The following is an 18,629-nucleotide window of genomic DNA, read 5'->3' on the forward strand; positions in this document are numbered from 1 at the left end:
CGCGTTTGAAGCAATTTTCCACGCCCGGAAATCAGGCCTGTTGTGCTTGCCGCCACAGAGTGTCGACAGCCGATTCATCGAGATCGAGCGCGGTGGCGATCGTCAGCAAGGTTGGATGCGACCGCTCAAACGCGCTGGCATCGGCCCACTCGATCTCGGCTTCCTGTTTTTCCAATCCTTCCGGCATTGAGGCAATCGCAGCCTCTACACTCGCAAGCGAAATCTGGTTTCTGACCAGGGTCAGACGCAACTGGCGTCGTGAGACGGGCTTGAAGATTTCCGCTGCAGGCGGATCGGGTGGTGCTGGCGTCAGCAGGCCATCTCGATAGATCATGCCCTCGGTGATGTCCGAAGGCTCCGCATCTATGCCCAGCACAATCCTGTCATTGGGCACCATGCGCGAGGGGTCATGCTCGACATTGGTCACTTTGCGCGTGGCAGGGTCAACCATTGCCCAGGCACCATAAATGGCATTCAGAAAATTGCCCTGGTTATCCCAGGCGGTGAGGCTGCGCCTCAGATCATACCAATCCTGGCCCTCCTGGTTGGCAAAGGTCATGATGCCGGTTGAACTGGTCAGGCTGAAATGGCCGAAGTCAATGATGTCCATGATGATGCCTCACGCATTATGTGCGGTGATCCAACCGCGAACGGGGTCGAAGAGTTGGAGGTAGCGGAAGGAATAGTGAGATACGCCGGTTGGGTCTTCGTTACCGCCTCTAAAGTAATACCACCCTATAATAGCTGCTCCCGATGGGGTTTCCCTCCAGCCTGAGGTGCCTGCTGCGACATTAATTTCTCCACGCGACACCCACCTCGAATTGAGGTTCGCAACGCGATCATTGGCCCAGGCCATCGCGCGGTTTTCCAGGCGATCGTTGAGGTCACCCAGTTCCGATGTCCAGACCTTGCCATTGTCACTGACGCGAAGTTTCCAGGTGTCGTCGGCGCCTACAAAGCCAATCGTGCCGTCGTTGTGATGCAGCCTGCGGATCTGATTGTTGTCGGTATCGATGAGCGCAACGGAAGGACCTGTATTTTGAATTCTGAGGTCGCCGGTCATGGTGTCGCCAGCCCTGGCGATCTTTTCGGCGATTGCCGTATCGCGCTGGCTGACTGTCTCGTCTATTTCACTCTTGGTGTAATAGTCACCAAGTGCCGTTTTCAATCCATCGACCTTCGCAACCGGCAAAAGCCCGGTCATGTTGGCGAGATCGTAGACATCGCCGCCGATGCCTTGCGGATCGTAGTCGAGGCGCAGCATGTCACCGACGGTTTCGATGGTGACCCAGACAAAATCATAATCGGAATCGCTGGATTTGACCAAAAACTGCTTGGTGGTACCGCCGGAGAAACGCGCGGTCACTCCAGCCATGAGTTCCGCCTCTGCGCGTGCTTCGATGGCATAGTGGCGGGATGAATATGCGTCTCCTGTGACAATGATGCCATGTGGATTGCTGGCCCATTTTTCGGCGAGGTCGCGCGCCTGCAATGTACCGTGGTAGGCGTGGCTGATCGTGTCGATGTTCGTGCTGACGGTCTGTAGCGCATCGGTAACCTCTGCGACGGCGGCAATATTTTCCTGCATGCCAACGACCGTATCGATCGCATCGGCACTGTCTGCAAGACGAAGGATATCGCCCACAAGTTCATCGAGTTCGGAGGCGTCGGCCGATGCCGGCAGTTTCACGGCGCGGCTCACTTCTTCCTGCAGTTGCTGGTCGCGCATGGCGGCCAGATCAAGCGCTGTTTCCACCACTTCGGCGAAATAGGCGCCCTGGTTTTCAAGGTCGATTTCCTGCACGAAGGGGACAGAAAGCAGCAGTGTGATCTTGAAGCCCGTCTCCGGCGCGACCAGCAGGACCGCACTTCCACCGCCATCTTCGCCAACGCCTGTCACCGTGTAGTCCGTCTGGTGTTGGAGTATGGTGTCGGTGCCGTCGGGTGCGGTGTGCAGAACCCTCAAATGCAGGGGATCGTAGATCTTGAATTTATATTCGAAGGTCTTCGTCGCGCCATTGCCGTTGTAAGGGCCGGATCGGTTCACTTCGCTGGGAATTGTCATGTTAGCTCGCGCCTTGTGAATGTTGCCGAATCCTAGGCGCGAGAAGGTTATTTCCCTGAATTGCCCATCGAATATTCGATTGGGAGTTTTCTCTGCTCCGAAATCTGCCGAAAGAAGTCTTCGATGCTCCGGTGGATCTGGTCCGCTGACCAGTCCGTCCCTAGCCCGGAGGCATGAACGATCGCCGCGACGTCGAATCTGTCGATGTTATCGCCTGCGAAGGACGTATGGACGACCTCCGCAAGCATATTGGCCTCATGGACCTCCACAGGGTTTGCGCGGTCCCTGATTGCGGGCAGGGTACTCGTTGCGAAATGATGTTCGGTTCCTTCGATCGCCTCGAGGATTACAGCATTGGCAAAAAACAGCATGGAGAGATCAATCGCCAGCGATACGCCTGCGTGCTTTGATTGCTGAATGGGTATGTCGCGGTGGGCAGAAATTGCGCCACTGTCGTTGAAGAGAATCCTGGCGTTGAGATAAGAGCCAAGTGCCGAGACCAATCGTTCGACATCGCTCAGATCGGCATTGCCTGAGATGCGGAAACGTTTGATCAGATCGTCGGCATGCGCGACGGCCATTGCGTCATCGTTTGCGAAACTGCGTAAACCTTGATGATAGCGGGCGAGCCAGCACGGTACCTCTACCATCCGGTGGTGTAGGGTCTGTACCAGCCAAAAGGCGATTTCGCTCCAGGCCGTTGCCGCGTTGCCCAGATGTTTTCCGCGAGCATCTTGCCGCCCGGCCATGACGGCCGATTTACGGGCAATGTCATCCAACACATCCGGGCGGAGAGCGTCTCGCACACCAATTGCGAAGTCGTTTTTTCCGACCAGAGACATGAACTGCGAGAGGCCGGTCGCCTGCGACAGGACCGTTGCCAGAGCCGTGACGAGGCGTGTCACAGTCAAATTCTCTCTGGCAACGGAAGCCGTGTGGCCAAGCAGGTCGGCAAGGCTTATCTCCGCTGCGGCGACATCACCGAGCCAGTTTTGCAATCCAGCGAGATCGGCAGTTTTATCGGCTTGATCGAAGATGCTGCGAATTCGGTCATCGTGAAGAATGCGCCTTGTGTTCGAGAGGGTTTCGCCGAGTTCAAGATCGAGAACAAGTCCGTCGACATGCCGGTGCAAGACAAAGAGGTCGAGATCGACGGGGCCGTCTTTGGCCACCTTCTCGTGATGGCTATGCCCGGAGAGCGTCTGCGCCCTGGCGAATTGTCCTGTCATGACAGCTTTTGAAATGCCCATATCTCCAGGTGGTGGCATCATCCCTCGATCAGTGTTCTGATCACTGGAAGAGGAAGGGAACAAGGGCTGGTTACGATAGGCAAGGGGATAAAACCCGCCAGACAGTTCGCTGCCGCCGATGATCACAGGTTCGGCTTTCACCCATTGCGGCGCGGCTCCTGTCGTTCGCTTTTCGCGCGCGGCAATCTCGGGCTGGAACGATGCCAGATAGTCCCAGATGGATTGCACGAAGCGTGCATCCCGTTCGTCAAGGGAGCCCAGAATGGCGTCGATCTGCGCATCGTTCAGGGCGTCATGGCTGCCAGTCTCGGTCAGGCGTTGGCGGTTTGTCGTGTTGCCGCAGTTCAGGGCAATGGCGATCCTGTCCCATTTGGACAGGGCGGAACCGAGTCCGGGCGCAAGCATGCGCCGCGCCATGTCGCATCGTTTTTCGGGGGAGTAAACTTCGTAGAGCGCGGCCAGATCGCTGGTAGCCTTTCGCCTGCGCCTCGCAAGCCGTTCTGCAGCATCATCAACGGGCGCTTTGATCGCGTTATAGGCAACACCGGTATCTCCACCATCTATGTGCCTCAGCGTTGTCGTGGCGGCCACCGTGGGATCGAGATGCGCATTTGCACCAGCTAAAGCGCCTGTCAGGAGGGCCTTTTCAACAGCGCTGACCACACCCGAAGCGGTTTCGTGGAAGTCCCTGTCATGCGTGGCGTCGATCAGTCGGTTGGCACGTTGTGCGCTGTGCTCCACGTTCCTGATGCTGTCGATCACGTCGCGAAGCGCGCGGACTGATCCCTTCCTGTAGGGGGAAGGCCTGGCGTCAGACAGCACGCTGTCGGCAATGGCAAGTTCATTTCCCCGGCCTGCCGTGTTCATGGTGGCGACATAGGCATTCAGTTGGCCGCGCCCATCGGGCTCGCCTGATCTTGCCGGGCGAAAACTGTAACGACCCAGCAGGTCATCGATCGCTGAGAGATAATCGACACGATCGCTGTCGTCATGTCCGGCATCGGTTATTTTTTCGCGGATGGTCGGGTCGCTGAAGCGCTGGAGATCGGTCTCGGTCGCTTCGATTTCGCCAGCGATCTTTCGGCTTTCGACATAGAGCGAATGATTGAGCAATTGTCGGCGTTTGGCGTCGTAAAGCTTCTCCACCATATGCTGTCCGTCAGGCTCGCTTGGCGTCTTGGCTTTCGCAGAGCGGGCTTTTTTCAGTCCTGCGCCAAGGTCGGCCGCTTCGTCGGCCGCCCGGCGTTCAACGGCCAGAAAGCGGTCACTGGCTACGGCATCCTCAACAGGCATGCGGGTGATAGAGGTTTCCGCATAATCCTGCGCCTGTTTGAGTGTCAGCGTATCCGAACGGTTGGCGATCCTGCCGATTGCCGCGAGTTCGATTTCCAGCCATTTCCCGCGTGTAGCATTGTGCACGGCGTCCAGCGCCCTGATATCGGCAGAGCCATCCAGAAGTATATCGCCGTGGCGATGGCGCATGATCTGCTCGACGTTGAAAGCAACAGCATCAAGGCGGCTAGGCGCTTGCACCATGGCCTGCACAAGTTCATCGCCGGATGAATAGCCGAAGATGCCGGCAACGTCGTCAGGGTCCAGCCCACCTTTTTCAGCATAAACGGTCTGCTGCCCGCGCGGCAGGGCATCCAGAATGTCCGCTCCGTAGCGATCGACAAGGATTGCCTTGTCCAGACGAAGAGGCGCAGGCATGCTCGCGTGGCTATCGTCCAGCCAGCGGCCATTGGTCATCCATTCAATTGCGCGGTAAACACCCTCTGCGTTGATCGATCGCTCGATGTCGTGGCGCACCACAGCCTTTTCCCGGCTGTAGTTTTTCTGCCGCTCGCGCCGCAACGGCTCCATCGCGCCGCCCAGAAGCTGCGCTTTCGCTTCATCTTCAGCCTGACGGCGCAGATCCAGAAATTGCTCGTAATCCGTCTCTGGCAGACCCATCGCTTCCGCCGTATCAAAGACCGGATCTGTCTCGCCGGTGGACTGGCGGGCGAACTCTGCGTGGCTGGCGCTTTCCATTGCGCGGTTGAAGATTTCACTGACCTCGGCATGTATCGGCACGCCCTGGATCGTCATGGCGCCATAGATCGAGGTCAGCCATTTCAGATAGGTTTCAAACATGCCGAGAAGATCAGGTGAGGGCGCCTTGCCTTCCATCAGATAGGTTTCGAAGGCCTGATTGAACTGCGTCTGCATCGCCTCATCAATGGCCGCGTCCATCGCCGCATTGCCGGTCGTACCTTTGTCGAGTGCGGTCAGCACCGAGGCTTTCGAGATCTTGGCCCTGCGCTCGTTGGATTTGCGCCCGATCCGTACGGCCATCGCGATGGTGTCGGCATTGTTTCGCCACCACCCCATCAGCACGGCCATGTCTTCAGCGGATTTTACGGCGCCGCGGCTGCCCATGTCCTCTGTTGCCTGCAGGAAGAAGCGGCTGCTGCCTTGAATGATGGTGGAAAGGTCAGAACCGCCAAACAGATCGACGATGGTATCACCGGCGGCGTGGGGCGCGTCCAAAAACTGAAAGAGGCCGCGTGTGCCACCTGTCGCCCTGTCGAAGAGTAAGGAGGACTGTCTGGAGTGAGGTTTATCGGCTGCTCTCATCTTGGTATTCTTCTCAACAGGGGCATTCTGCCGGATTTCAGGGGAGTTTCTGTCTCGCGTGGCTCTATGCTTGTTCATGGCCATCACGGTTTCCTGCTGTTTTTGGCAGGCTGGTTGTGGATCAAGCCCCTGATCCTGCTGTTCTGGCCAACAAATGAATTGTGAGACGGCGGAAACGCGTCAGAAAACGGTTTTATCTTTTTAAAGGGTGCCGTTGGTCCCGACGTCGTCGCGCGCGGCTGGGTACCCGTTAAGACCGATGGAGCGCGCTCCATCGCAATACTGGGCATCCTTAATGCATTTTGTTGAGCCGGGATTTCGAGTTGAGCGGGCTGACCGGGTGAGGATCGCTTGTTCGTATCTCGTTCGGGCGAATTGGCAGACCTGGGACTGCTTGATGTCTGCAGTTGTAACTCCGGCTGTTGCCGTAGCGGAAAACGCTGCAGAAATGCGTCCATCGGCATGCCGTTGCGCTTAGCCAGAGCGGCAGTCAGAGCAGGGTATGCCATGGCCTCTTTGATTGCCGCATCTGCGCTTGTGCCGTGGCGGAGAAACTCCAGCTCTGCGTCGTGACTGATGCGCCTTGCGGTTTCAATTTCTATTTCGAGGCGTTTTTGTGCCTGTTCAACGTCACGGCTTTCTGCTGTGCGCAATCCCTCGCTACGGGCTTTCAAACCTTGAGCTTCGGCGTAAGTGGGCGTTTCTGGATCAAAACGCCCGTTGTGCTTGAAGAATGCTTCGTGGTCGGTGCCAGCGATTTTCGAGGTGAAAACGCTCGTTGGTATCTTGAGATCGCCGCCAGCTGTAAGGGCGTGGTCCACATCCGCAGGCGTTATTCCCCAGCCACGGGGATCAATTCCCTTCGCCTCAAGATATTTGAAGAGGTCCTTGGCGGGCACATAATAATTTTCAACCGGCGTCCCCTCCAAAGTCTTCGCAGTAAAGCTCTGGAATTGTTCGGGCGCGTGATTGCGGATGGTTGAAGATTGCGCAGCTTGTGAGATGTCGTCGATGGTTGAGGGAGTTTGCTCAGCTCTTCTGATGTCGCTTTCCATCGTGGACGAACGGCTGGGTCCAAACGCTTTTGCCCCGCGTCCACCAAACGCGGTAAACGCGGAAAATGCGAAGCCTGCTGCGAAGCTGGTTGGAACTTCATCAAACACGGTTTTCTTGGTGTCATATTGTTTAATGATGAGGTTTTGGCCGACTTGCTGAGCAGCTTCTTTTAGTCCTTCTGCCGCAGGAGGGATTGTGTGCGATAGTACTGAGTTTATGACAGAGGGGGTGCGAGTAAGTTTAAGGGTTCCGCGCCCGAATGGTAATAAACCTATCAGAGCTAGGGGAGCGCTTTTTATCGCGACTTGCATCTGGTCGTGTTCGTTGAGCCCAGCCTTCCGTGCCTCATTTTTCATTTTACCGGTCATGGCGAGAGCTCCAATGCTCCCACTGACGAGTCGGCTGAAAACCGGGCCGGTGCCGCTTGTTAACGCGCCGACGATAGCGGTGGGGACCAATGAGCCAACGGCTTCCCCAAACTTGCGCCCGGGACTGTTTTCGAAACCTGGTGCTGCAGGCGCAAATTTCGCGCCGTAGGTTTGAAGCGCTTTACCTCTCTCGTCGAACCAACTCGAAACGCGTTCAAGGCCTGAGTTATAATTTTTTCCGAGCAGATCACGCAGTTGTTCTGGTGTCATGTCATCGGCCAAAATTTGCGAAAGAAGATTTATTGCGAACGTCGGTGAAATAGCACTTTGCTTGAGGATTTTCTGTCGAAGTTGGTGGAGTTGCTCTGCATTGAGGTCTTTCGCGTTTGCCATTTCTTCGCCCAAAGCGATACGCGGAGCCGGATCGACCGGTTTGAGGAACATACCGGTCCCTTCGAGTAAACTGCCGGATTCTGTTACCGTCTGGCTCGGAAGTCCTTTTCCTGCCTCTACAATGTTTTGTCCCAACCACTTCAGATTCTCGACCGTCATGAGTCGCCCGTCATGACGCTCTACGAGTTCCAAGTCTTCGCTCGCGAAGTGTCGCCTGTCTTCAGGCGTCAAGTACGGCTTTATCTGAAGGAGGACATTCTCGCGCGGCATTCCGGCGAGTTGCTCAGTCACAAGCCCCAATGCAAAGTAGGGGTTAATGTCGCTCTGAGCCTGAATGTCCGTACGAAGCTGGTGAACTCCGGCTTCGTCGAGGCTTCCTGAGTCAGCGATCCTTAGAATCAGTTCGACTTTTTGCTCTGAGACTGAAGGTCCCACATGTTGGATTGCCGCAGTGTCAGCCCTCTTACCAGCCTCGCCTACGGTCTTAGGGGCAGTGGCCATCGGCGTGATTGAATCCGACGGCGCCGGGCCTGGGGGGGTAACAGAGACGGCGGGGTTTGCAGTGCGTCCAACGTCACCGTCCGTATTGCTTCCGGCTACCGGCGTCGTGACAGGAGTGAAGGGTGACCGGGATTGTTGGGCTGTCGGACCAGCCGTTTGGTACATTAGGCTGTTGGGCTGGCCTGTCGCGCGTTCGTCAGCGTCCGTTTTGCTCGCTGCAGCCGGCTGGTAAAAAACACTGTTGCGCCGGTCTTTCTCACGTTCCGTTGCATCTGTAGCGATCCGGTCAAATCTTGCGAGATTTTCGAGATCACGTTCGGCAATTTCGCCATTGGTGCGGTTTTCCGCCAGCCAGGCGGCGAGGCGTGGGTGTTCTTTGAGCAGTTTTGCCCGACGGATTTTGTCAATCGTTCTCTGAAACTCAGCCTCGTTCCCCATGATGATGGAATGTGGTGGGGCAGGGTGGCCGGTCGCCTCTGAATATGCCTGGCCAAGCCTGGCTGTTTTCGAAAATACGTCTGGTTTTTCATCCCCAGATTGCATATCGATATCGGGTGAGACAGCATCCCGACGGTGGTTCTCTTTTCCTTGAGTTTCGCGATCGGGTTGAGTGTCCAAGGCATGCCTTTCCTGTTTGATTGAGGCATGGTTACGGGGGCAATGGTTGTGGGGGTGAATGATGCGCGCAGAAGCCGTAAGCCGTCTTGTCGGCTGGGTGGGCTTGTTGTTGTGTGGGCTGGTCATGCCCGCTCATGCAGCACCGCCCGGAAATTACGCGCCGCCGGAATTCTGGCAGGGCGTCAGGGCGGGAGACAGTTACGACCGGGTGAAAGCGCAGCCCGGCTGGACTGAATGCGGCGGTGCGCCTCGAACACGGTTGTGCCACTACGATCCAGGGCCGAAGGGCGATACAGAGGCATTCGTACTGAAGTTCTTGGGTGAAAGGGCGTTTTCGGGTACGTTCGGCATGGCAGGTGCCGAGAATTTCCTGCCGCTCTACAGGCGTTTTCAGCTTTCCGGGTCGGGAAACACGACAACCATTCGGATCAAAACGTTATTTGTCGATGTCGATCTTTTCAAGGATATGCATGAGCTGGGGGTCAAGAACGCGGTTTTGAAAGCCTTGCCGCTCATCGATCCGAAAAACGTAGAGGCACTTTTAGAACTTCAATTCGTTCCACGCCGTTTGGAAGAGGGCGCTCACTATCGGAATGCTGATGAGTATTTGGAGGCCTTGCCTCCCGGTGCACTTGTTTTGACGGCTCAGAGAAATCCGCTGCGCGAGGTCAATATTGCAGTCATCATGTTCGAATTGAACCTGGCCGACAAAAAGATTGTGTTTCCCGAGTATTGCGTCGATCAATGCAAGTCATGGAGAATGCCCGAGGGAAACTGAGGCATTCGCGTTCGAAACGAGCGAGGGTCTACCGCATTCCGAACTTTTTTCATTGTGCGTGGATTTTCATCTTTAAATTGTATTGTAATGTGTCGTTCTTGCTCCCTGTTGCGGGTGCGTTGGGCAATGATTGCGTCGATACGTTGTGACCTGTTTTTGAGGCTGATCGCTTTTCTCTCTGGCCGACAGAACGATGTTTCCGAATGGTCTGTGGACAATTGCAGGTTCTCGACGAAGCCGTAAGGCGTTTGAGCTTCGACGAACGCTACAGATGAATAACTAGAAATTTTTATGATAAGGATTATGCGATGAATGAATTTGACATGATGATCGGGGGAAACTTTTTCCTGCTCATTCTCCTTGTTGCCTTTGTCACATTTGGCTGCATGCTGAAAATCTCCAGATGGTTCAAGCGCAGCATCGCCACGACGCTGCTGATATGCCTGATGGGGCCGGTTCTGGGTCTGTTGGTCGGCACGGTCACGGTTTTCGTTTTGGCGCTTTTCAACTATTTGCCATCCACACTTGCGACGGTGACGAGTAACCCGCTCGGCTCACTCGCCTATTTTCTGGAGACGGGATTTCCGATCAGCGTGGGCTCCCCTCTCAGCATCATCTTTTTTCTGTTCTTCCGGCCCAAAGCAGCTTCGCCTGAGCAGAGTGTTGCCGGCGCAGACTCCTCAGCCAATTTGAACTGATGTGGTGAGGGGGTGTCCGCGTGGCGGCAATGCTGCTGCGTCTGGACACCGGCAGGCCGGATGCCACAATCGGATCGCCTGTGGCACCCATCTTATTTATCCTGGCTGCGCTTCAGTTCGCCACGCAGCGCCTCCAGTGCCACTGAGGAATAGCCGCGGCGGGTTATGAGGTGTGTGCGGGTCTTTCCAAACCGTGGCGGAAGGGGAATGGCCTGTACCTCAGCCTCGGTGTGGACGGCGCGAAGCACGGAACGTGGCATGATGCCGATGCCTGAACCGGCCGCGACGCAGGCGGTGATCGCATGGTAGGAACCGAGTTCGAGAACCCTTTCCGGCATGATGTTTGAGCTGGAGAGCCAGTCCTCGAAAATGCGCCGATAGGAGCAGCCGGTGGCAAAGGCAATGACGGTGCGTTTTGCCAGTTGCCGTGCGGCCTCAATAGACGCCACCTCTTTGGCGCCGATCAGCACCAGTTCCTCCGTAAAGGCCGGGCAGGTGTCCAGATCGTCGGCCTGAAATGGCTCCGACACAAAGGCGGCTTCCACATCGTAGTTGCGGACACGCTCGATCATCGAGGTTGTGTCGCCTGTCACCAGTTCCAGGCGAACGTCCGGATAACGTTGATGGTAAGATGCCAGCAGGGGCGGCAGGCGGGCGGCTGCCGTGCTTTCCAGTGTGCCAATTCTCAGTGTTCCGCTTGGAGCACGAGAGCGCAGCGCCGCTTCCGCCTCGTTGGACAGGCGCAACAACCTTTCTGCATAGGTCAGAAGCAGTTGTCCCTCGGCGGTGAGAACCAGCTTGCCGCCTTCGCGGTGAAACAGCGAGACCTTTAACCGCTCTTCGAGGTTTTTGACCCGTGTTGTGATGTTCGACTGGACCCTGTTCAGCCGCATCGCTGCTTTCGTTATGCCGCCGCAATCCACGACAGCCTTGAAGATTTCAAGTGAGTCTATGTCTATGTTTCTCAATTCAAGAACTCCCTATCTCTATTATTCATTTTTCAAGATGGGGAAGGCAAGCTAGAAATGTCGCGGACGGATCGGAGCTGTTGCTGCTGGCGCGCCTTGCCAACTCCAACCCATAATCGCGAGGACTATCTTGGATTTGTCTCCCTTGCTGCTCATACAGGTCGGCACGCCGCCTGAAGCCATCCGCACCCGGCATGGCGATCTGCCGCAGTGGTTCCGGCATGCGCTGGGGCCGTTGGCTGAAACGCTGCAAGTGGTCCGTGTTTTCGACGGAGAGGTTTTGCCCGCGCCGGAAAGCATTTGCGGCGCAATCATCACCGGTTCGTGGGACATGGTGACGGAACGTTTGCCGTGGAGCGAAGCGACAGTGCAATGGATCGGTCAGGCGATGGCAATCGACCTGCCGCTGTTCGGCGTTTGTTACGGTCACCAGCTCATGGCGCATGCTCTGGGCGGTCACGTTGACTACCACCCAAATGGGCGCGAGATCGGAACGCAGACGATCCGCCTTTTGGAAGGTGCAGAGCATGATCCACTGCTTCAGGCCATGCCGCCGCTATTTCCTGCGCATCTGACCCACATGCAGACCATCATAAGGCTTCCACCCGGCGCCAAGGCACTTGCCGCGTCCAGTCACGATCCGCATCAGATCGTCCGTTATGGGCGCAATGCCATATCCACACAGTTTCACCCCGAGTTCACGCCGGAGATCGGTGCAGCAATCATTCACCTGCGCGCCGATGCATTGCGCAATGAGGGACGAGACCCGGACAGCCTGCTTGCGGCGGTTGTGGATGCACCAGAGCCGGTTGGACTGCTTCGCCGCTTTGCGGTGCAGGCGCTGAGCCGTCAGCAGCTCGAGACCACTGCCTAGTTTCACGCACCAACATGGAGGCGATCATATGCCCTACGTCAACATCAAGGTTACCGGCGGCTCGGAGGCACCAACCGCTGAGCAGAAAGCGGAACTCATCCGTGAGGTTACGCAGCTTCTGGCCCGCGTCCTGAACAAGAACCCGGAAACAACCGTGGTCATCATCGATGAGGTCTCCATGGACAATTGGGGTGTCGGTGGCGAAAGCACGACCGTTCGCCGGCAGAAAAGCAAATCGCAGAAGCCGGCTTAAGACCAGCACGGCGCTCAAGAGGGACAAGCATGAGAAAGCTGGGTCTTATCGGCGGTATCGGGCCGGAATCGACGCTGCTCTATTATCGGAGGCTGGTCTATGCGGCGCATGCGCGGGTTGGAGACCATTTCTTTCCAAACATGACGATCGAAAGCCTGAATGTCTTTGATGTCTTCCGTTTTTGTCAGGCAAGGGATTATGACGGGCTGACGACCTATCTGATGGCGGGCATCGACAGGCTGATCGCGGCCGGGGCGGAAATCGTGGCGCTCACAGGCAACACACCGCACATCGTTTTCGATGCGCTACAGGCACGGTCGAGCGTACCGCTCATCAGCATCGTCGAGGCGACCCGCGAGGAAGCTGCCAGGAGAGAGCTTCATCGTCTTGGCCTGTTCGGGACACGGTTCACGATGGAAGCAGATTTCTTCAAGGCGCCGTTTCGCGAAAGCGGCATTGAGGTGATCGCACCGTCCGTGCCGGAAATCGATTACATAGCGGCAAAGATCGCGGACGAACTCGAACGGGGAATTGTCCGTCACGAGACGCGTGAAAGTTTTCTCGCCATCGTTCGGCGCATGCAGCGCGATCACGCTATCGACGCGCTGGTGTTGGGCTGCACGGAACTGCCATTGTTGTTCAGCGATGCCGACTTACCGGTAACGAAGCTGGACACCATGGAAATTCATGTGGAAGCGCTGCTTGCGGCGGCGCTTGAGATGTCAGCGGGCGGTAACGGAACGGCTCGCTGATCAATCGGCCCCTGTCGTCGCTGACACCATCCAGCTTTTGATCGCCTCCAGAGCTGCCGATTTTCTGTGGCGGGGCCAGACGAGGTAGAAATCGGAGGGGCCGCGCAGCGTGTGCTGGCAGACCTGTACGAGCCGCTGTTCAGCCAGATCGCTGGCAATGAAGTTGCGGGTGGCGAGTACGATGCCCTGGCCGGCAATGGCCGCGTCGATGGCGTGTGAGGTCTGGTTGAAGCTGATGCGGCGAAAGGCCGGCGCCTCCTGTGGTGCATCCGGCACGCCGAATTGCTGCTCGATATATTCCGGCCAGAAATTGTGGGCGTCCAGCAGAAGCGGAAAACCTGCCAGTTCTGCCATGGTTTTCGGCGGTTCTCGGTCCCTCAGCAGCATGGGACTGCAGGCGGCGACAATTTCCTGTTCGAACAGCAATTGCCAGGACAAGCCCGGTCCAAACGGTGCTCGACCATAACGCACAGCAAGGTCGACGCCATCCACCTGAAAATGCGAGATGCGATCGGTCGCAACGATATGGATATCGAGATCGGGGTGGCGGGCGGTCAGATCCGGCAATCTCGGAATAAGCCATTTGGACGCGAAGGTCGGCGTGGTGCTGATGGCAAGCCGCACGGGCTGCGGCCGCAGGTCGCCGGTTGCGCGGGCAATGATTTCGAAGGCACGCCTGACATCGGCAATATAGGCGCGGCCTTCGCCGGTCAGCGCCAGCGTGCGGGGCAGGCGCTCGAAGAGCTGCAGGCCCAGTTCGGCCTCCAGTCCGCGCACCTGTTGTGCCACCGCACCCTGTGTCACGCCAAGCTCTTCCGCCGCCAGGCGAAAGTTCAGGTGGCGTGCGGCTGCCTCAAAGGCTTTCAGCCCATTGAGGGAGGGAATTTTTCCGAGTGTGTCGCTCATCCGATAGATTTTCTACAGTCAAAATTCAGGAGAACTGATTGGCTGACCGGGCATGTAAGATGATAATCATGGTTTCAGCATAATCAATGTGCGCGTCGATGTGAAAAGGATGAGGACATGGCAGTAGAAAAAGTAGCAATTGTCACCGCGGGCGGAAGCGGCATGGGGGCAGCGGCAGCCAGGCGTCTGGCGGCCGATGGTTTCAAGGTTGCGATCTTGTCTTCCTCCGGCAAGGGCGAGGCGCTGGCCGCAGACCTCGGCGGCATCGGCATTACCGGTTCGAACCAGTCCAATGATGATCTGAAGCGTCTGGTCGATGCTGCGATGGATAAATGGGGACGTATCGACGCGCTGGTCAACAGCGCCGGTCACGGTCCGCGCGCCGCCATTACCGAGATCACCGATGAGCAATGGCACACCGGCCTGGACGTCTATCTGATGAACGTCATTCGCCCGGTCAGGCTGGTCACGCCGATCATGCAGGCGCAGAAATCCGGCGCCATCGTCAACATCTCGACTGCCTGGGCGTTTGAACCGGCAGCTATGTTCCCGACCTCTGCGGTGTTCCGCGCCGGTCTGGCGTCCTACACCAAGATCTATGCCGATACCTACGCGGCCGACAATATCCGCATCAACAACGTGCTGCCCGGCTGGATCGACAGCCTGCCTGCCACCGAAGAGCGCCGCGACATGGTGCCGATGAAGCGTTACGGCACCAGCGACGAAATCGCCGCGACCATTTCCTTCCTCGTGTCGGAAGGCGCCGGCTACATCACCGGCCAGAACCTCAAGGTCGATGGCGGTCTGACCCGTTCGGTCTGACATCAGGCAAAAGCAGCTCCTGTTCCATGGCGGGCAGGGGTCGCAACCGCTTGGCGTGATCTGGCTCCTAGGGTTGATTGCGTGGCTCGGCGAATGCCGTGCTGAGATATCGTGCCGGTGTCGTGCCGAGCATGCGTCGAAACATGGCGATGAAAGCGCTGACACTCTCATAGCCCAGATCAACGGCGATGTTTGTCACGGATTCTCCAACTGACAGTCTCTGAAGCGCCAGGCTGACGTGCCATTGCTGTCGCCATTGCCCGAACGACATGCCGGTATCGCGCTGGAACAGCCGCGTCAGCGTGCGATGGCTGGCGCCAACCCGCGCGCCCCATTCTTCAAGGCTCAATCTGATCGAGGGCTCCGCCATCAGCGTGTCGACAAGCCGTTTCAAGCGAGGATCTGAGGGGATGGGAAGGCGCAACGGCTCCAGCGGCGCCATCTCAAGCTCGTCCAGCAGAACGGCGGCAAGGCGCATCTCCCGCTCATCCCCTGGCGTGTAGGACTGGGTGTCGTTGACGAAGCGTAGAACGAGTTCTCGCAACAGTGGTTGAACGAAAAGTATGCCGCAATCGAGCAAGCCCTCGCGGCTCACGTCTTTTTCAATGTAGAGATTGCCGATCGAAACACGGCCAACCGGCCTTGCAGAATGTTCGATACCTGCCGGTATCCAGATCGCGCATCGAGGCGGCACCGTCCACACGCCTTGCCCGACCTCAACCGTAATCAATCCCTCGATCACATAAAGCAGCTGGTCCTTGCGGTGTGCGTGCACGTCGCCTTCTCCGGTCGAGGCGAACTCTACCTTCTGCCCGACGATCGGTCGGGCAACGTGGTCAAGATAGTCCTGTTTGTCGGAAAATGGTTCTCTCATGCGTACACCGTTTGTGGCAGGCCCGGAGGCACCAGGATTTCACCTTATACAAGTTTGGGCGGTGTCAAATGGTTCGGTGGTGCCGGCTTCAATGTTGCCGCAAGCAAAAGCACGACCATGGCGACACAGAAAACCAGGTGAAAGCCATCGATGAAGGAGAGCACGCTCGATTCTCGCGCCAGGTCACTGACAAGGGTGCCGAGGTTGCCGGCAACGCGCTGGGTGACGAGGGGTTGTCCCGCCTCAATGCCTGCTCTTAGCGCCTCATCATGCGTATCGGCAGCAACTCTCAATGTGAGTGCCGACATACCTGACACAACGGAGGGCACGAAAATTCGCACCAGCGGAATATACGCGCCAATCGCAACGCCATAGGCCGGATTCATGTTCAGGACGACGACGGGAAATGTGCCCATCAGCGTCAGGCATTCGCCGATTGCAAACAGAATGAGAAGCGGGGTGACGTCCTCCAGACGCCATGCGCTGGTCATGGTGCTGCCGCAGTAGACACACAGGCCGGCAATGATCGTGACACCGAGGATCAATAACAGTCGCGAGTCGACACGGCGTGCAAGCCACACCGCAACCGGCGTCATGGCCAGATATGTTGCGAAGACGAGAACCGTCGCGGCGCCCGTCTGCAAAGGCTTCATTTTGGCAACAGTCGTCAGGAAGCTGGGGATCAGGACAGAAGTTGGCGTCACCAGGATTGCGTAGAGGCAGGCAATCAGCAGTGCGGTGCGAACGTTATGGTTGCCTAGTGGCTTGAAGTTGACGAATGCAGCCGGGTTGAGACCGATATGAGCAAGACAGGCGGCCAGCAGAACCGCGCCGACGACAAAGCCTGCGACGATCACACTGGAATCGAACCAGCCCAATGTTTCGCCGAGCGAAAATGCTGCCGCAAGCATCGACAGGCTCAGGCAGAACATCGCCATGCCGCCCCAGTCGGTACTTTTGAATGTCTCCCGGTCGATCGGGCCGATGGGCAGGGCTTTCCACGCGGCAAACGCAAGCATTGGGCAGAGCGCCGTCGTTGTCCAGTATATCCAGCGCCAGTCGAAATGATCGACAAAGACGCCTGATGCCCCAACACCCACATCCGTTCCGAAGGAAAGGCGCAGGCTGTAAATCGCCATCGCCCAAAGCCAGTGGTGAGGCTTGAGATTACGCAGTGCCATGGACATCGTCAGCGGCAGGTAAGTGCCAAGGCAAAGGCCGACGATGAGGTGCATCGCAAGCAGCAGCTGGTAGTCTCTGGCAAACGGGATCATGGCGGTCGTAAGGGCCAGCGTCAGGCTTGGCACCATGATAACCCTTGCGGGTCCGAAGATCAGCGAAAGCCAGACTGTTATCGGCATGATCAGCAGTTGCCCGGCATTCATTGCAGCGCTCAGCCAGGCGCCCTGAATGACGTCGAGGCCAAAATCGCCGCGCAGATCCGGTAAGGACATGCCGAAAAGCCGACCCTGGAACGTGGTCAGAAAGGCGCATGCAAACACCAGACCCACCGTCATGGGCGCGTTGGCGGATGATGCACGGCGGATCAGGCGGGTGAGGCGGGCGTTAAGGTCTAACATCTGCCAGGGCCTGTTTCGTCTCGTCCAATTCCGGATTGCCATAGGCGGCGACGGATTGTCCGTGTGTGTCAATCCCGGCTTCCACCGACATGCCTGAACGCAGCTGCTCAAGTGCCGGTTGGCCCGGTTCGAGTTCGATGCGCACGGGGATGCGCTGAACGACCTTGGTGAAATTGCCGGTCGCGTTATCGGTGGGAACGACGGAGGCCTCCATTCCGGTCATCGGCGCAATCTGTTCTACCCGGGCCTTGAGCATATGCCCGGGCAACGCGTCCACGCTGACGGAAACCGGCTGGCCCACCTGAACGTTGGTAAGCTGCGTTTCCTTGAAATTTGCCACGATATGCTTGTTGATGGCGGGGACGATGGCAATGATGTTCGCACCTGAACTGACGAGGCTGCCAACCTGTGCGCCGCGTCTTCCGACCGTGCCATCAAACGGTGCGACAATCCTTGTTCGGCCGAGTTCGATCCGTGCCGATTTCAGATCTGCTGCGGCGGAATCTCTGTCAGCGGCGCGTTCGGCACGCTGTCCGGAAAGCGTCTTCAGTTGCCTCTGGGCGAGGGTGACTGCGGCGCCTGCTGCTTCTCGTCCGGCCTTTGCTGCCGCCAGCTCCACGACCGCATCGTCGAGCGATTTTCGGGTCACGGCGCCACTCGGCTCCAGTTGTTGCCGTCGTTCGAATTCCTGCTGTGCCTGCCTCAAGTGCGCCTGGGCAATGTGCAGTGAGGCCATTGCCTGCTCGATGACAGCAAACTGCTGTGCTTCTTCGTTATCGAGATTGGCCAGGATCGCCTGTGCCTTTGCCAATGTGGCTTCAGCCGCCTGCGACCGTGCAAGATAGGTATCGTTGTCAATCTCGGCGATAAGATCACCCGCCTTGACCGCCTGATAATCACCGACAGAAATGCGAGTCACATATCCGCCGACGGATGTGCTCAACAGGGTTGGTTCCGATTTGACAAAGGCGTTCTGGGTCCACTGCACCGTGCGTGCGCCGACCCAGCCATTCCAGTTGGTGGATATTGCGATCACGGAGACCAGTGCCACACCACATGCCAGCCACGGCGCCAGTTTCAGCACCCACGCATCCGAACGTTTCGAGTTTTCGTTTTCCTGGCGGGATGCCACCTTGTTTTCGCCTGCGTTGCCTTCGCCCATGTCGTCACCTGCCTGAGAAGATTTTTAAGCAAGGTTTTTGGAACGACCGGAAAAGAATTGCGCCCGCGAGAAGGACAACAAATCCCGAGAAACGG

15 protein-coding genes are annotated in these 18,629 nt (G+C 57.4%); 6 read left to right on the forward strand and 9 right to left on the reverse strand.

Features of this window, described 5'->3' with window-relative positions:
• Positions 1 to 31: 31 nt before the first annotated feature.
• From ACIQT8_RS02545 to ACIQT8_RS02560, 4 genes are all read right to left on the reverse strand, one after another.
• Complete coding sequence (locus ACIQT8_RS02545; protein ID WP_400963026.1) at positions 32 to 610, reverse strand: hypothetical protein; 579 nt, start codon at positions 608 to 610, stop codon at positions 32 to 34.
• Between the two features lie 9 nt (positions 611 to 619).
• Positions 620 to 2,065 (reverse strand): hypothetical protein, encoded by a 1,446-nt coding sequence (locus tag ACIQT8_RS02550; RefSeq protein ID WP_400963029.1) that lies wholly within the window; start codon positions 2,063 to 2,065, stop codon positions 620 to 622.
• 47 nt (positions 2,066 to 2,112) lie between these two features.
• On the reverse strand, positions 2,113 to 5,931 hold the full coding sequence (locus ACIQT8_RS02555; protein WP_400963032.1) for a hypothetical protein: 3,819 nt from the start codon (positions 5,929 to 5,931) through the stop codon (positions 2,113 to 2,115).
• An 83-nt stretch (positions 5,932 to 6,014) separates the two neighbouring features.
• Positions 6,015 to 8,867 (reverse strand): hypothetical protein, encoded by a 2,853-nt coding sequence (locus ACIQT8_RS02560; RefSeq protein WP_400963035.1) that lies wholly within the window; start codon positions 8,865 to 8,867, stop codon positions 6,015 to 6,017.
• Between the two features lie 58 nt (positions 8,868 to 8,925).
• Here ACIQT8_RS02560 and ACIQT8_RS02565 point away from each other — a divergent pair, with 58 nt between their 5' ends.
• Together ACIQT8_RS02565 and ACIQT8_RS02570 are read left to right on the forward strand one after the other, a co-directional pair.
• Complete coding sequence (locus tag ACIQT8_RS02565; RefSeq protein WP_400963038.1) at positions 8,926 to 9,645, forward strand: hypothetical protein; 720 nt, start codon at positions 8,926 to 8,928, stop codon at positions 9,643 to 9,645.
• 308 nt (positions 9,646 to 9,953) lie between these two features.
• Positions 9,954 to 10,343: a hypothetical protein gene (locus tag ACIQT8_RS02570; RefSeq protein ID WP_262525960.1), complete on the forward strand. Its 390-nt coding sequence runs from the start codon at positions 9,954 to 9,956 to the stop codon at positions 10,341 to 10,343.
• 92 nt (positions 10,344 to 10,435) lie between these two features.
• Here ACIQT8_RS02570 and ACIQT8_RS02575 read toward each other — a convergent pair whose 3' ends face one another.
• A complete protein-coding gene (locus ACIQT8_RS02575; protein ID WP_400963041.1) occupies positions 10,436 to 11,311 on the reverse strand; it encodes a LysR family transcriptional regulator in 876 nt (291 codons plus the stop codon).
• 130 nt (positions 11,312 to 11,441) lie between these two features.
• On the opposite strand from ACIQT8_RS02575, the gene ACIQT8_RS02580 reads away from it, so the two are divergent.
• From ACIQT8_RS02580 to ACIQT8_RS02590, 3 genes are read left to right on the forward strand one after another with little or no spacing between them, the layout of a single operon-like run.
• Positions 11,442 to 12,185, forward strand: coding sequence for a glutamine amidotransferase (locus ACIQT8_RS02580; protein ID WP_400963044.1), 744 nt, complete (start codon positions 11,442 to 11,444; stop codon positions 12,183 to 12,185).
• A 28-nt stretch (positions 12,186 to 12,213) separates the two neighbouring features.
• Positions 12,214 to 12,438 (forward strand): 4-oxalocrotonate tautomerase family protein, encoded by a 225-nt coding sequence (locus ACIQT8_RS02585; protein ID WP_400963047.1) that lies wholly within the window; start codon positions 12,214 to 12,216, stop codon positions 12,436 to 12,438.
• Positions 12,439 to 12,467: 29 nt separating this feature from the next.
• On the forward strand, positions 12,468 to 13,190 hold the full coding sequence (locus ACIQT8_RS02590; protein ID WP_400963050.1) for an aspartate/glutamate racemase family protein: 723 nt from the start codon (positions 12,468 to 12,470) through the stop codon (positions 13,188 to 13,190).
• Here the strand turns inward: ACIQT8_RS02590 and ACIQT8_RS02595 are convergent, their stop codons facing one another.
• Positions 13,191 to 14,096 (reverse strand): LysR substrate-binding domain-containing protein, encoded by a 906-nt coding sequence (locus ACIQT8_RS02595; protein ID WP_400963053.1) that lies wholly within the window; start codon positions 14,094 to 14,096, stop codon positions 13,191 to 13,193.
• A gap of 117 nt (positions 14,097 to 14,213) precedes the next feature.
• Between ACIQT8_RS02595 and ACIQT8_RS02600 the strand changes: the two genes are divergently transcribed.
• Entirely contained in the window at positions 14,214 to 14,918 is a 705-nt protein-coding gene (locus ACIQT8_RS02600) for an SDR family oxidoreductase (protein ID WP_138792472.1), read from the forward strand.
• 67 nt (positions 14,919 to 14,985) lie between these two features.
• On the opposite strand, the gene ACIQT8_RS02605 is transcribed toward ACIQT8_RS02600, so the two are convergent.
• The 3 genes from ACIQT8_RS02605 to ACIQT8_RS02615 are packed head-to-tail and all read right to left on the reverse strand — an operon-like array spanning position 14,986 to position 18,534.
• Entirely contained in the window at positions 14,986 to 15,792 is an 807-nt protein-coding gene (locus ACIQT8_RS02605) for an AraC family transcriptional regulator (RefSeq protein WP_400963056.1), read from the reverse strand.
• 44 nt (positions 15,793 to 15,836) lie between these two features.
• Positions 15,837 to 17,372 carry an MFS transporter gene (locus ACIQT8_RS02610; protein WP_400963059.1) on the reverse strand — a complete coding sequence of 512 codons (1,536 nt, stop codon included), beginning with the start codon at positions 17,370 to 17,372 and terminating at the stop codon, positions 15,837 to 15,839.
• Positions 17,359 to 18,534 (reverse strand): HlyD family secretion protein, encoded by a 1,176-nt coding sequence (locus tag ACIQT8_RS02615; RefSeq protein WP_400963062.1) that lies wholly within the window; start codon positions 18,532 to 18,534, stop codon positions 17,359 to 17,361. The genes ACIQT8_RS02610 and ACIQT8_RS02615 overlap by 14 nt, the downstream gene beginning before the upstream one ends.
• Positions 18,535 to 18,629 lie beyond the last annotated feature (95 nt).

Source organism: Agrobacterium sp. NPDC090273 (genome assembly GCF_044772305.1).
Lineage (GTDB): Bacteria > Pseudomonadota > Alphaproteobacteria > Rhizobiales > Rhizobiaceae > Agrobacterium.

Bases quoted from the DNA above. Each gene is read 5' to 3' on its own strand.
- ACIQT8_RS02605 (WP_400963056.1), bottom strand. From the start codon at position 15,792: ATGAGAGAACCATTTTCCGACAAACAGGACTATCTTGACCACGTTGCC.
- ACIQT8_RS02585 (WP_400963047.1), top strand. From the start codon at position 12,214: ATGCCCTACGTCAACATCAAGGTTACCGGCGGCTCGGAGGCACCAACC.
- ACIQT8_RS02615 (WP_400963062.1), bottom strand. From the start codon at position 18,534: ATGGGCGAAGGCAACGCAGGCGAAAACAAGGTGGCATCCCGCCAGGAA.
- ACIQT8_RS02590 (WP_400963050.1), top strand. From the start codon at position 12,468: ATGAGAAAGCTGGGTCTTATCGGCGGTATCGGGCCGGAATCGACGCTG.
- ACIQT8_RS02555 (WP_400963032.1), bottom strand. From the start codon at position 5,931: ATGAGAGCAGCCGATAAACCTCACTCCAGACAGTCCTCCTTACTCTTC.
- ACIQT8_RS02595 (WP_400963053.1), bottom strand. From the start codon at position 14,096: ATGAGCGACACACTCGGAAAAATTCCCTCCCTCAATGGGCTGAAAGCC.
- ACIQT8_RS02550 (WP_400963029.1), bottom strand. From the start codon at position 2,065: ATGACAATTCCCAGCGAAGTGAACCGATCCGGCCCTTACAACGGCAAT.
- ACIQT8_RS02610 (WP_400963059.1), bottom strand. From the start codon at position 17,372: ATGTTAGACCTTAACGCCCGCCTCACCCGCCTGATCCGCCGTGCATCA.
- ACIQT8_RS02600 (WP_138792472.1), top strand. From the start codon at position 14,214: ATGGCAGTAGAAAAAGTAGCAATTGTCACCGCGGGCGGAAGCGGCATG.
- ACIQT8_RS02545 (WP_400963026.1), bottom strand. From the start codon at position 610: ATGGACATCATTGACTTCGGCCATTTCAGCCTGACCAGTTCAACCGGC.
- ACIQT8_RS02565 (WP_400963038.1), top strand. From the start codon at position 8,926: ATGATGCGCGCAGAAGCCGTAAGCCGTCTTGTCGGCTGGGTGGGCTTG.
- ACIQT8_RS02570 (WP_262525960.1), top strand. From the start codon at position 9,954: ATGAATGAATTTGACATGATGATCGGGGGAAACTTTTTCCTGCTCATT.